This is a genomic window from Azotobacter vinelandii CA (assembly GCF_000380335.1).
GTDB classification, from domain to species: domain Bacteria; phylum Pseudomonadota; class Gammaproteobacteria; order Pseudomonadales; family Pseudomonadaceae; genus Azotobacter; species Azotobacter vinelandii.
The window spans coordinates 1,346,771-1,360,420 of record NC_021149.1 but is presented as its reverse complement, the minus strand read 5'-3'; the positions used below and the strand labels follow the sequence as shown (position 1 = coordinate 1,360,420).

Sequence of the window (13,650 nt, the reverse complement as noted above, 5' to 3'; positions counted from 1 at the left end):
CGGGGAGGCGCAGCCTCACTCCCTCTCGGTCAGGGACAGCAGCGAGGCATTGCCGCCCACCGCAGCGGTATTGATCGCGGTGGAGCGCTCATGCACGAAGCGCAGCAGATAGTTCGGTCCGCCGGCCTTCGGCCCGGTACCGGACAGGCCGCAGCCGCCGAAAGGCTGGACGCCGACCACCGCGCCGATCTGGTTGCGGTTGACATAGAGGTTGCCGACCCGCGTCAGAGCCTCGATGCGCCGGGCGGTCGCTTCGTTGCGGCTGTGCACGCCCAGGGTCAGGCCATAACCGCTGGCATTGATCGCCGCGACCACCTGTTCGAGATCCTCCGCGGCATAGCGCACCACGTGCAGAATGGGGCCGAAGTGCTCCTTCCTGAGTTCGCCGATGCCGCCGATCTCGAAGGCCAGCGGGGCCAGGAAATGGCCGTTCAGAGCGGGCGCCAGTCCCGCTTCGGCGAGCAGGCGCTCCTCGCCCTTGAGCAGGTCGACATGCTCCAGCAGCGCCTGGCGGGCCTGGGTGTCGATCAGCGGCCCGACATCGGTGTCGCGGCGCTGCGGCAGACCGACCCGCAGCTCGGCCATGGCGCCCCGCAGCAGCTCGATCACCGGCCCGGCGATTTCGTTCTGCAGGTAGAGCACGCGCAGCGCCGAGCAGCGCTGCCCGGCACTGGTGAAGGCCGAATGCAGGGCATCCTTGACCACTTGTTCGGGCAGCGCGGTGGAGTCGACGATCATCACGTTCTGCCCGCCGGTCTCGGCGATCAGGGTGACCAGCGGCCCGTCGCGCCAGGCCAGGCGGCGATTGATCAGCCGCGCGGTTTCCGTGGAGCCGGTGAAGCAGACCCCGGCCAGGTGCGGATCGGCGCAGCAGGCAGCGCCCAGAGCGGGGCCGTCGCCGGGCAGGAAAGCTATCGCCTCCTTCGGCAGACCGGCGGCGAACAGCAATTCGAGCGCGCGGGCGGCGATCAGGCTGGTCTGCTCGGCCGGCTTGGCCAGCACGCAGTTGCCGGCAACTAGGGCGGCAACGATCTGCCCCAGATAGATAGCCAGGGGGAAGTTCCACGGACTGATGCAGACGAACAGGCCGCGCCCCTCGTAGAAAAGCTCGTTACGCTCGCCGGTCGGCCCCCTGAGTTCCGTGCGCTTCAGGGTCAGGCGCGCCTGCTGGGCGTAGTAGCGGCAGAAGTCGACCGCCTCGCGCACCTCGTCGAGGCTGTCCTGGATGGTCTTGCCGGCCTCCAGGATGCATAGCGCCACCAGCTCGGTGCGGTGCTCCTCGAGCAGGTCGGCGAGCCGCCCGAAAATGGCGGCACGCCGCTCCATCGGTGTGGCGTTCCAGCGCGGCCAGGCGGCGGCGAGCCGCGCCATGGCCCGGTCGACCAGCTCCGCCCCGGCGAACCAGACGGTGCCGACCACCCGATCGAGATCCTGGGGGCTGCGCACTTCGTGCACCTCGCCGGCGAGAACCTGGCCATCGACCAGAGGCGCAGCCTGCCAGCGATGTTCCAGTTGCACCCGCAAGGCCCGCTCGAACGGCTCCCATTGGCTGCGCACGTTCAGGTTGATGCCCCGCGAATTCTTCCGTCCCGCCCCATGGATATCCACGGGCAGCGGAATGCGCGGGTTGGCCAGACCACTGCAGCGGCGCAACTGCTCCACCGGATGCCCGATCAACGCCTCCACCGGAATCCGCGGATCGACCAGCCGGTGCACGAACGAGGAATTCGCGCCGTTTTCCAGCAGGCGGCGGACCAGATAGGGCAAAAGCTCGCGGTGTTCCCCCACCGGCGCGTAGATGCGTACCTGCACCTGCTGTCGTTCGAGGAGGCAGTCGTACAGGGCATCGCCCATGCCGTACAGGCGCTGGAATTCGAAGTCATGCGGCGGATGGGTCTCGGCCATGGCCAGAATGCAGGAAACGGTATGCGCGTTGTGGGTGGCGAACTGCGGATAGAGCACCCCACGGCAGTGCTCGCCGAGCAGGTAGCGGGCGCAGGCCAGGTAGGAGGTGTCGGTCCCTTCCTTGCGGGTGAACACCGGATAGCCCTCCAGCCCTTGCACCTGGCACTGCTTGATCTCGCTGTCCCAGTACGCCCCCTTGACCAGGCGCACCGGAATGCGCGTATCCAGCTCGCGGCCGAGCAGGGTCAGCCAGACCAGTACCGGCAGCGCGCGCTTGGAATAGGCCTGCACCACCAGACCGAACTCGCCCCAGCCACGGATCGCCGGATCGCAGAGCAGCTTTTCGAACAGCTCCAGGGACAACTCCAGCCGGTCGGCTTCCTCGGCATCGATGGTGATGCCAACGTTCAGCGAGCGGGCCAGTTCGGCCAGTTCGCGCACGCTGGCGAACAGCTCGGCGAGCACCCGCCGGCGCTGCGCCGCTTCGTAGCGCGGATGCAGTGCCGAGAGCTTGATCGAGATCGACGGCCGCGGTCCGCCGCCGACCTGCGGCTCGCGACCGAGCGCCTCGATGGCCAGGCGGTAGTCGGTCAGGAAGCGTTCGGCGGCCGCCTCGGTCAGGGCCGCCTCGCCGAGCATGTCGAAGGAATGACCGTAGCCCCGCTCGCGGGCCCGGCGCGCATTGCGCAACGCCTCGGCGATGTTGCGGCCGAGGACGAACTGGTTGCCCATCAGCTTCATCGCCTGGTTCAGCGCAGCGCGGATCACCGGCTCGCCGGAGCGCTGCAGCAGCCGGCCGATCACCTTCTTCGGCCGGCCGTCGGAGCTTTCCGGACTGACCAGCCGGCCGGTCATCAGCAGACCCCAGGCGGCGAAGTTGACCAGCAGGTTGTCGCTGTGGCCGAGGTGCTGCGCCCACTGCGCCGCACTCAACTTGTCGCGGATCAGCGCCTCGGCGGTGGCAGGGTCGGGCACCCGCAGCAGCGCCTCGGCCAGGCACATGAGCATCAGCCCTTCCTGGGTGTCCAGGCTGTATTCGCGCAGCAGGGCATCCAGGGTGACCTCCACATTGCCGCGGCGGCGCACCGCCTCGATCAGTGCCCCGGCCCGCTCGCGGATCGCCGCGATGCCGGCCTCGCCGGGATCGGCCAGCGGCAGCAGTTCGTTCAGCCAGGCCGCTTCGTCGACGCAATAGTTGGCACTGATGAATGGAAAGAATTCTCCGGCGCTGGTGTCGAGCACATTACCCTGCAGAACCCGACTGGCTTTGAACATCGTCCACCTCCTTCTCGCCATTCCCGGAATTAGACGATAGCAAGCGGCAAGAGGCCAGTCGCGCCAGATTCAGAATGTCATCCGCAGCCCCAGGGTCAGGTTGCGTCCCGGCTGCACCACGTCGTCCTTGATGAAGGAACTGTGGTCGCGGGCCTTCTCGTCCAGCAGGTTGTCTCCCTTGAGATAGATCTGATAGTCGGCACGCCGGAGCGCGCCATGGTAGGTGAGGCTGGCGCCCAGCATGCTGTAGCCGGAAGTCTCGGTCTCGAAGTCGGCCAGGCGGTGCTGGTGATTCACCCGGTAGAACTCCAGTTGACCGTCGAGGCTGGAAGTGAAACCGTGGTCCAGGCGCACACCGAGGCGCCCCGCGGGAATCCGTGGCAGGTCGCCGCCGCCATCGAGCAGCTTGCCGCGCACATGGTCGCCGAACAGGGTCAGGGCCGTGGCGTCGGTGGCCTGGAAGCGCACCTCGCCCTCGACGCCGGTGAACAGCGCATCCTGCTGCCGGTACTCGATCTCTCGGTAGCCGGAGCCGATGTCGCGCCCGGTATCGGCGGCATAGATGTAGTCGTCCACCTGGTTGCGATAGAGGGTGAAGCTGAAAGTGGTGCGCCCGGCGAACTTGCGCAGAGTCAGCTCGAGGTTGTGCGAGGTTTCCTCGTCCAGTTCGGGGTCGCCCAGCTCGACGGTGCGGGTCGCCGCATGCGGGCCGTCGGCGTAGAGCTCCTCGGCGCTGGGCAGGCGCTGCGAACGGCTCAGCGAGAAGCCGAGCGAGTAGTTCGGCGCAAAGCTCCACACCGCGCCGGCGGAGAACGAGGTGCCGCGGTGGTCCTTGTCCGGTCGCCCCTCGGCCTCGATGTCCTGCCATTCGTGGCGCAGGCCCAGTTCGTAGCGCCAGGCGCCGTCGGTGTATTCCTCGAGCAGGAACAGCGCATGGTTGCGGGTGATGGTCGGCGGCACGTAGGCCTCCTCGCCGCTAGCCCTGAAGTCGCGGCGCAGAGTCTGTCCGCCGAGCACGCCACGCCAGCCGAACAGCGGCTGGTGGGTCAACTCCAGACGGGCGTCGCTGGCATCGTTGTCGAAGCGGGTACTGACCTGCCCCCCTTCGACCTCCTCATGGCGGTAATCGCTGTGGGCGACGCGCAGGCGCGCCAGCTCGAAGCCGGGCAGCGGGTCCTGGAGTTCGCCGCGCAGGTCCCAGCGATACTGACGGAGATCCACGTAGGGCACGCCCTCTCCCTCGTGCTCGTGGTCATGCTCGTCGTGATCCTCATGCTCCTCGTCTTCGTGTTCCTCCTCGTGCTCGTCCTCATGCTCGCCGCAATGCCAGGCCGGCCCGTCGAGGTGGCAGTCGGCGTGCTGGTGACCGAGCAGGCCATAGCGATTGTTCTGCTCGGTGAAGGCCACGCCGAGGTAGCCGCGTTCGCCGACGAAGCTGGCGCCCAGGCTGAAGGTATCGGTGTCGTTGTACGAGCCATCCTGCTTGCTCGGCGAGCCATGGATCTCGTAGTCGTCCGCCTGGCGCTTGACCCCCTCGACGCGCACCGCGAAGTTGCCGCTGCCGGCGGTGATGCCGAACACGCCGGAACCCTCGTTGGCCACGCTGTTGGCACGCAGCTCCAGCTCGCCCTCGTAGCCGTTTTCCGGGACATGGGTGGGCACCTTCTTGTCGATCACGTTGACCACCCCGCCGATCGCGCCGCCGCCGTAGAGCAGGGTCGCCGGTCCCTTGAGCACCTCGATGCGCTCGGCCATCAGCGGCTCGCTGCTCACCGCGTGGTCCGGGCTGATGTTCGAGGCGTCGAGCACATCCACGCCATCGCTCAGCATCTTCACCCGCGCGCCCTGCTGGCCGCGGATCATCGGCCGCCCGACCCCGGCACCGAAGCTCGCCGAGCGTACGCCGGGCAGACCTTCCAGGGTCTCGCCGAGGGTCGCCTCGCGGCGCAGGACCAGTTCGTCGCCTTCCAAAACTTCGGCCGGGGTGGTCATTTCGTGGGGCTTCTTGGCCAGGGCGCTGGCACTGACCACGGTGGACTCCAGTTCCAGCGGCTCGCTCGCCCCGATGGCCGGGACCAGGCTCAGTCCGAGGGTCCAGGCGAGGGAATGGCGCTTCATACAAATCTCCAGAATACGGATGGCGAAGGCCTGGGCAGACGCTCCCGGCCACGTCGGGCAGCGAATTTACCACGTTATATCATAACAATTAACCCCCTTTAGACGGTCCATCCATCGATTGAAAAAACCGCGCCGCCACCCCATCTAGTCAACAAAGTTGCCAGACAAGGTGAGTCATGAACGACCAGGAAATCGCGCCCGAGATCGTCGACGAAAAAACCGCGGCCAACAGTCTCGTCCTGCCCGAGCAGACTCTGCCCGAACAGGTGTACGTCATTCCGATCCACAACCGCCCGTTCTTCCCGGCCCAGGTGCTACCGGTGGTGGTCAACCCCGATCCCTGGGCGGAAACCCTCAAACGCGTGGTCAAGACACCGCAGCACAGCCTGGCGCTGTTCTACATGGACCCGCCGCCGGAGGATGCCGAGGACTTCGACCCGGACAAGCTGCCCGAGCACGGCACCCTGGTGCGCGTGCACCACGCTAGCCAGGAAGGTGGCAAGCTGCAGTTCGTCGCCCAGGGGCTGGCGCGGGTGCGCATCCGTGGCTGGCTGAGCCGCAAGCCGCCCTATCTGGTCGAGGTCGATTATCCGAAGAGCGCCCAGGACCCGCGCGACGAGGTCAAGGCCTACGGCATGGCGCTGATCAACGCGATCAAGGAACTGCTGCCGCTCAATCCCCTGTACAGCGAAGAGCTGAAGAACTACCTGAACCGCTTCAGCCCCAACGAGCCCTCGCCCCTGACCGACTTCGCCGCCGCGCTGACCACCGCGCCAAGCACCGAGCTGCAGGAAGTGCTGGATACCGTGCCGGTGCTCAAGCGCATGGAAAAGGTCCTGCCGCTGCTGCGCAAGGAAGTCGAGGTCGCGCGCCTGCAGAACGAGCTGTCCGCCGAAGTCAACCGCCAGATCGGCGAGCGCCAGCGCGAGTTCTTCCTCAAGGAGCAGTTGAAGATCATCCAGCGCGAGCTGGGCATCACCAAGGACGACAAGAGCGCCGACGCCGACGAGTTCCGCGCCCGCCTGGAAGGCAAGGTCGTGCCGGCGGCGGCGCGCAAGCGCATCGACGAGGAACTCAACAAACTGTCGATCCTCGAAACCGGCTCGCCGGAATACGCGGTCACCCGCAACTACCTGGACTGGGCGACCAGCATCCCCTGGGGCGTCTACGGCAAGGACCGGCTCGACCTGGCCCATGCCCGCAAGGTGCTCGACAAGCACCACGCCGGAATGGACGACATCAAGGCGCGGATCACCGAGTTCCTCGCCGTCGGCGCCTTCAAGGGCGAGATCGCCGGCTCCATCGTGCTGCTGGTCGGTCCGCCCGGCGTCGGCAAGACCAGCATCGGCAAATCGATCGCCGAATCCCTCGGCCGGCCCTTCTATCGCTTCAGCGTCGGCGGCATGCGCGACGAGGCGGAGATCAAGGGCCACCGGCGCACCTATATCGGCGCGCTGCCGGGCAAGCTCGTGCAGGCCTTGAAGGACGTCGAGGTGATGAACCCGGTGATCATGCTCGACGAGATCGACAAGCTGGGCGCCAGCCATCACGGCGATCCGGCCTCGGCGCTGCTGGAAACCCTCGATCCCGAGCAGAACGCAGCCTTCCTCGACCACTATCTGGACCTGCGCCTGGACCTGTCCAAGGTGCTGTTCGTCTGCACGGCGAACACCCTGGATTCGATCCCCGGCCCCCTGCTCGATCGCATGGAGGTGATCCGTCTGTCCGGCTACATCGCCGAGGAGAAGTTCGCCATCGCCAAGCGTCATCTGTGGCCGCGCCAGCTGGAAAAGGCCGGGGTGCCGAAGAACCGCCTGTCGATCAGCGACAGCGCGCTGAAGGCGGTGATCGAGGGTTACGCCCGCGAGGCCGGCGTGCGCCAGTTGGAGAAACAACTGGGCAAAATCGTGCGCAAGGCGGTGGTCAGGCTGCTGGAAGCCCCCGAAGCCAGGCTGAAGGTCGGCCCCAGGGATCTCGAGGACTATTTGGGCATGCCGCCGTTCCGCAAGGAGCGGCGCCTGGAGGGCGTCGGCATCATCACCGGCCTGGCCTGGACCAGCATGGGCGGCGCCACCCTGCCGATCGAGGCGACGCGCATTCACACCCTGAACCGTGGCTTCAAGCTGACCGGCAAGCTCGGCGAGGTGATGAAGGAATCGGCGGAAATCGCCTACAGCTACGTCAGTTCGCACCTCAAGCAGTACAAGGGCGACCCGACCTTCTTCGACCAGGCCTTCGTCCACCTGCACGTACCGGAGGGCGCCACGCCCAAGGACGGTCCCAGCGCCGGCATCAGCATGGCCAGCGCCCTGCTGTCGCTGGCCCGCAACCAGGCGCCGAAGAAGGACGTGGCGATGACCGGCGAACTGACCCTCACCGGCCAGGTGCTGGCCATCGGCGGAGTCCGCGAGAAAGTGATCGCCGCCCGCCGGCAGAAGATCTTCGAACTGGTCCTGCCGGAGGCCAATCGCGGCGATTTCGAGGAACTGCCGGCCTACCTCAGGGAAGGCCTCACCGTGCACTTCGCCAGGACCTTCTCAGACGTGGCCAGAGTGCTGTTCCCCCACGACAAGCCCTGATCCACCCAGCGGACAGCCCCGTCCGCCCTACCTCCCGCCCCGGCGCCGGTCCTCCCGGCGCCTTCTTCGCCCTCCTCCCGCTCCCCCGCAGTCAAGGCCAGGCTGACGGACAAGGCTGTCCTGTCCGCCTCGAAATCCGGCTTGACACAAGATAAATCATCAATAACGATACAGATCATATCGTTTTAAACAAAAATAACAAAGGAAAACGCTATGCTCGCCATCACCGGGATAGTCCTATCCCTCGTTCTACTCATGTATCTCGCCTACCGTGGGATCAACGTCCTGGTCCTCGCTCCCGCCCTGGCACTGTTCGCCGTGCTGTTCAGCGGCGAAAGCGGCACCCTGCTCGGCACCTACACCCAGGTGTTCATGCAGAGCCTGGGCAACTACGTGGTCAAATATTTTCCCCTGTTCATGCTCGGCGCCATCTTCGGCAAGCTGATGGACGACTCCGGCTCGGCCCGAGCCATCGCCCACTGGCTGGTACGCCGGCTCGGCAGCGAACGCTCGATCCTCACCATAGTGCTGGCCTGCGGCATCCTCACTTACGGCGGCGTCTCGCTGTTCGTGGTCGGCTTCGCCGTCTACCCCATCGCCGCCGCCCTGTTCCGCGAGGCGGACATGCCCAAGCGGCTGATTCCCGGCGCCATCGCCCTGGGCGCGCTGACCTTCACCATGACCGCGTTGCCCGGCACGCCGGCGATCCAGAACGCCATCCCGATGCCCTTCTTCGGCACCGATGCCTTCGCCGCGCCGGTACTCGGCATCCTCGGCGGCGGCGTCATGCTGCTCGGTGGCATGTTCTGGCTGAACCACCGGGCATCCCTGGCCAGGGTCGCGGGAGAAGGCTTCGGCAGCCATGTGGATGAGGCCCGGATCGAAGAAGCGACGGGCAGCGGCCCCGGCATCGCTCTGGCACTGTTGCCCATAGTGCTGGTGATCCTCGGTAACTTCGCGTTCACCAAATACCTGATCCCGGCGCTGGATCACGGCTACCTGGCGCAGCCGAAGTTCGGCGCCACCGACCTCGGCGCGGTGCTCGGCATCTGGTCGATCATCTGCGCCCTGGCGCTCGCCTGCCTGGTGCTGATCGCCGCCAACTGGCGGCGCTGGACGAACCTCCGGGACACCCTCAACAAAGGCACCCTGGGTTCGCTGCTGCCGATCTTCAACACTGCCTCGGAGGTGGGCTACGGCTCGGTGATCGCCTCGCTGGGCGCCTTCGTGGTCGTCCGCGACTTCCTGGTCGGGCTATCGCCGAACAACCCGCTGATCTCCGAGGCCATTCTGGTCAACGCGCTGGCCGGCATCACCGGCTCGGCTTCGGGTGGCATGAGCATCGCGCTCAACACCATGGGCCAGACCTATCTGCAGTTGGCCAACCAGTTCGGCATCGCGCCGGAACTGCTGCACCGGGTCGCCTCGATCGCTTCCGGCGGACTGGACGCCCTGCCGCACAACGGCGCGGTGATCAGCCTGCTGGCGATCTGCGGACTGACCCACCGGCAATCCTATTCCGACATCTTCGTCGTGGCGGTGGCGATTCCGCTGCTGGCCCTGGCGCTGGTGATCGCCCTCGGCACCGCCTTCGGTGCCTTCTGATTCCTTCCCAGAGGAGAACTCCCATGTCCGTGCAAGCCATACTGCCGCGCATCATGGAAATCGGCGCCGGCGCCAGCCGGAAACTTCCCGAAGTGCTGGCCGTCCTCGGCTGCCGGCGGCCGCTGCTGGTCACCGACCGGATGATGGTCGAACTCGGCTACGCCGAACGCCTCCAGGCGCCCCTGAACGAGCGCGGCATCGCCTGCGAGACCTTCGCCGACACCGTGCCCGAACCCACCGCGGCCTCCATCCAGGCGGGCGTGGCCAAGGTGCGCGAAGGTGACTACGACGCCATCGTCGCCCTCGGCGGTGGCAGCCCGATCGACAGCGCCAAAGCCATCGCCATTCTCGGCAGGCATGGCGGGCAGATCCGCGATTACCGCTTCCCGCGCCAGGTGAACGAGCCCGGCCTGCCGATCGTCGCCATCCCCACCACGGCCGGGACCGGCTCCGAGGTGACTCGCTTCACCATCATCACCGACGAGAGCAGCGACGAGAAAATGCTCTGCGCCGGGATCGGCTTCATGCCGCAGGCGGCGCTGATCGACTACGAGCTGACCCTCTCGCTGCCGGCACGGGCCAGCGCCGACACCGGCCTCGACGCCCTCACCCATGCCATCGAGGCCTATGTCAGCCGCAAGGCCAATCCCTACAGCGACAGCCAGGCCATCGCCGCCATGCGCCTGCTCGGCCCGAACCTGCGACGGGTCTACCGCGACGGCGGCGACCGGGCGGCGCGCGAAGCGATGATGCTCGGCGCGACCCTGGCGGGAATCGCCTTCTCCAACGCCTCGGTGGCGCTGGTGCACGGCATGAGCCGGCCGATCGGCGCCTTCTTTCATGTGCCGCACGGGCTGTCCAACGCCATGCTGCTGCCCAGCGTCACCGCCTTCTCGATCCCGGCCGCCGAGCGGCGCTACGCCGAATGTGCGCGCGCCATCGGCATCGCCGCCGGATCGGATGACGACGCCAAGGCCAACGCGAAGCTGTTGGCCTTCCTTCACGAGCTGAACAGCGAACTCAAGGTGCCGACCCTGGAACAGTTCGGTGCCGAGCGCGCGCGTTTCGAGCAACTGCTGCCGACCATGGCCGAGCAGGCCCTGGCCTCCGGCTCCCCCGGCAACAACCCGCGCGTGCCCGACCAGGCGCAGATCGTCGAGCTCTACCAAGGCCTCTGGCGCTGAGCACCAACCCATTCCATCCAACAAGCACAAGAGAGAGCGAAGCCATGACCCTCATTGGACACTTGATCGGCGGCGAGCGCCGCAACGACGCGACCCGCACTCAGGAGGTCTTCAATCCCGCCACCGGCCGGGCCGAAAAACAGGTGGCCCTGGCCGCCAAATCCACCGTGGAAGAAGCCATCGCCGCCGCGCAGGCGGCCTTCCCCGCCTGGCGCGACACCCCGCCGATCAAGCGCACACGGATCATGTTCCGCTTCAAGGAACTGCTGGAGCAGAACGCCGAGCGGATCTGCCAACTGATCGGCGAGGAGCACGGCAAGATCGTCCACGACGCCGCCGGCGAGCTGCAGCGCGGCATCGAGAACGTCGAGTACGCTTGCGGCGCGCCACAGTTGCTCAAGGGCGAGCACAGCCGCAGCGTCGGTCCGGGAATCGACTCCTGGAGCGAATTCCAGCCGCTCGGCGTGGTGGCCGGTATCACTCCGTTCAACTTCCCGGTGATGGTGCCGTTGTGGATGTTTCCCATGGCCATCGTCTGCGGCAACTGCTTCGTCCTCAAGCCTTCCGAGCGCGATCCCGGCGCGACCCTGTTCATCGCCGAGCTGTTGCACGAGGCCGGCCTGCCGCCGGGCGTACTGAACCTGGTCAACGGCGACAAGGAGGCGGTCGACACCCTGCTGCACGATCCGCGCGTGCAGGCGGTCAGCTTCGTCGGCTCGACGCCCATCGCCGAATACATCTATGCGACCGCCGCGGCTAACGGCAAACGCTGCCAGGCGCTGGGCGGGGCGAAGAACCACGCCATCCTGATGCCCGACGCCGACCTGGACAACGCGGTCAACTCGCTGCTGGGCGCCGCCTTCGGTTCTTCCGGCGAGCGCTGCATGGCGCTCTCGGTGGTGGTGGCGGTCGGCGACGCGGTGGCCGATGCGCTGGTCGCCCGTCTGCGGGAGGCCATGCGGGGCCTGAAGCTCGGCATCCACCACGAGCGCGGTAACGACTTCGGCCCGCTGATCACCCGCCAGCACAAGGACAGGGTGGTCGGCCACATCGACAGCGCCGAACGCCAGGGCGCGCAGGTGGTGGTGGATGGACGCGGCGTGCGGACTCCCGGCTGCGAGGAGGGTTTCTTCGTCGGCGCCACCCTGCTCGATCGGGTGAGCCCGGAGATGGACAGCTACCGCGCGGAAATCTTCGGCCCGGTGTTGCAGGTGATACGGGTGTCGAGCCTGGAGGAAGCCATGGCGCTGATCGACGCCCACGAATATGGCAACGGCACCTGCATCTACACCCGCGACGGCGAGGCGGCGCGCTATTTCAGCGACCGCATCCAGGTCGGCATGGTGGGCATCAACGTGCCGCTGCCGGTGCCGGTGGCCTATCACAGCTTCGGCGGCTGGAAGCGCTCGCTGTTCGGCGACCTGCACGCCTACGGCCCGGACGGGGTGCGCTTCTACACCCGGCGCAAGACCATCACCCAGCGCTGGCCGTCGGCCAGCCTGCGTGAAAGCGCCGAGTTCTCGATGCCGACCCTGAAGTGAAAGCGCTTCCGCGCTCCGCCCTTCGCCGGGCGGTCGCGGGGCGCTCAAGCCGATGGCAGGCCGTCCTGCGGACGCGCTTCGAGCAGCAGCTCGGCCAGTTCGTCCGCGGCACGACGCAACAGCGGCTCCATCGCCTCGAGTTCGTCCAGGTTCCTGCGCAGCGTCGGCGCATGCACGAACAGGCAGGCATGCAGGCGGCCTTCCGGCCCGCGGATGGGCACCGAGCAGGCCACCATGCCGTCGATGAACTCCTCGTTGTCCACGCCCAGGCCGGTTTCGGCGATCGACTGCAGGGCAGCCTCCAGCTCTTGCGGATCGGTGATGGTATTGCGCGACAGCCGCGTGAGCGGCAGATTGCGCAGGATCTGCTGGCGGCGTGCCCTGGAGAAGCTGCTCAGGTAGAGCTTGCCGCTGGCCGAACACCACATCGGGACATGGGAGCCGACCGGCAGATGAATCTGCAGCGGCCAGTTGCTCTGCACCCGGTCGTAATAGACCATGTCGATGCCGTCGGGGATGGCGATACCGCAGGTTTCGCCGGTTTCCCTCGCCACGCGCTGCAGGATCGAACGGCGCAGCGCCTTGTGCCGGCTGGCGTACAGCACCCCCATGGCGATCCGCTGCAGGCGGTCGCTGGGCACGATCAGCCCGCGCAGATCCACCTGCAGGTAGCCGTCGGCTTGCAACTGCTGCAGCAGGCGATGGATGCTGGGTTTGGGGATGTCCAGCATGAAGGCCAGTTCGGCCGGCGATAGCGCCCGCTCCGACTGCGCGACGGCCTCGACGATCTCCAGGACGCGCGAAATGGAAGACCCCTTGCTCCTGCGTTCCGTTTGCTCACCCGTCATCCGACCACTCCCCCGACCACCGAATCGCCTTGTACCGGCACCTGTGCATCCGTGCATTTTCCCTTCTGCCCGACCGGCCTGTCCAACCATGGTAGGTGTCAGCTCCACGGATCGTGGCCCCAAGCTCCAACCTCTGCAGAGCCCCGCCCCTCCGGCTATGATCCCCCATCATCCTCGCCAGGAGTCCTCCGCATGCGCCTTGCCCTGCCCTATCTGCTGCCCCTCGGCTTCGCCTGGCTGACGGGCTGCGCCCACGACGACGGCAGCTCCACCGTCACCCTCGTGGGGGACGACGACTGTCCGCTGCATCTGGAAAGTCGCCAGCACCTGGTACTGACGCTGCCCAGCAACCCGTCCACCGGCTACCGCTGGCAGGTGCGCGAATCCGCCTCGCGGGTACTGCGCAGCCTGGGGCCGGAGGTCTACAGCGAAGCGAAGGAGTCGGGGGTGGTCGGCAGCGCCGGGCAGTCGACCTGGCGCTTCCAGGCCGTGCAGGCCGGCCAGGACAGCCTGCTGCTGGTCTACCAGCGGCCCTGGGAAGCCGGCAGGGAACCGGAAAAGGTCTTCGACTGCGCCATCAGCGTCGAATGACCGC

8 protein-coding genes are annotated in these 13,650 nt (G+C 66.9%); 5 read left to right on the top strand and 3 right to left on the bottom strand.

The annotated features are described in order from the left end of the window. Positions 1-15 precede the first annotated feature (15 nt). Together putA and AVCA_RS06300 are read right to left on the bottom strand one after the other, a co-directional pair. Complete coding sequence (gene putA, locus AVCA_RS06305) at positions 16-3,180, bottom strand: bifunctional proline dehydrogenase/L-glutamate gamma-semialdehyde dehydrogenase PutA (protein WP_012700031.1); 3,165 nt, start codon at positions 3,178-3,180, stop codon at positions 16-18. Between the two features lie 69 nt (positions 3,181-3,249). Further along, positions 3,250-5,304 carry a TonB-dependent receptor gene (locus AVCA_RS06300; RefSeq protein WP_175555978.1) on the bottom strand — a complete coding sequence of 685 codons (2,055 nt, stop codon included), beginning with the start codon at positions 5,302-5,304 and terminating at the stop codon, positions 3,250-3,252. Between the two features lie 170 nt (positions 5,305-5,474). Here AVCA_RS06300 and lon point away from each other — a divergent pair, with 170 nt between their 5' ends. The 4 genes from lon to AVCA_RS06280 all read left to right on the top strand — a co-directional run bounded on the left by lon (position 5,475) and on the right by AVCA_RS06280 (position 12,207). Then, positions 5,475-7,877, top strand: coding sequence for an endopeptidase La (gene lon, locus AVCA_RS06295; protein WP_012700028.1), 2,403 nt, complete (start codon positions 5,475-5,477; stop codon positions 7,875-7,877). A 213-nt stretch (positions 7,878-8,090) separates the two neighbouring features. Continuing rightward, entirely contained in the window at positions 8,091-9,482 is a 1,392-nt protein-coding gene (locus AVCA_RS06290; RefSeq protein WP_012700027.1) for a GntP family permease, read from the top strand. Positions 9,483-9,505: 23 nt separating this feature from the next. Next, complete coding sequence (locus AVCA_RS06285) at positions 9,506-10,666, top strand: iron-containing alcohol dehydrogenase (RefSeq protein WP_012700026.1); 1,161 nt, start codon at positions 9,506-9,508, stop codon at positions 10,664-10,666. A gap of 44 nt (positions 10,667-10,710) precedes the next feature. Next, positions 10,711-12,207, top strand: coding sequence for a CoA-acylating methylmalonate-semialdehyde dehydrogenase (locus tag AVCA_RS06280; RefSeq protein WP_012700025.1), 1,497 nt, complete (start codon positions 10,711-10,713; stop codon positions 12,205-12,207). A 44-nt stretch (positions 12,208-12,251) separates the two neighbouring features. On the opposite strand, the gene AVCA_RS06275 is transcribed toward AVCA_RS06280, so the two are convergent. Continuing rightward, positions 12,252-13,055: an IclR family transcriptional regulator gene (locus AVCA_RS06275; protein WP_012700024.1), complete on the bottom strand. Its 804-nt coding sequence runs from the start codon at positions 13,053-13,055 to the stop codon at positions 12,252-12,254. Between the two features lie 192 nt (positions 13,056-13,247). Here AVCA_RS06275 and AVCA_RS06270 point away from each other — a divergent pair, with 192 nt between their 5' ends. Beyond that, positions 13,248-13,646: a protease inhibitor I42 family protein gene (locus tag AVCA_RS06270; protein ID WP_012700023.1), complete on the top strand. Its 399-nt coding sequence runs from the start codon at positions 13,248-13,250 to the stop codon at positions 13,644-13,646. The last annotated feature ends 4 nt before the right edge of the window (positions 13,647-13,650 follow it).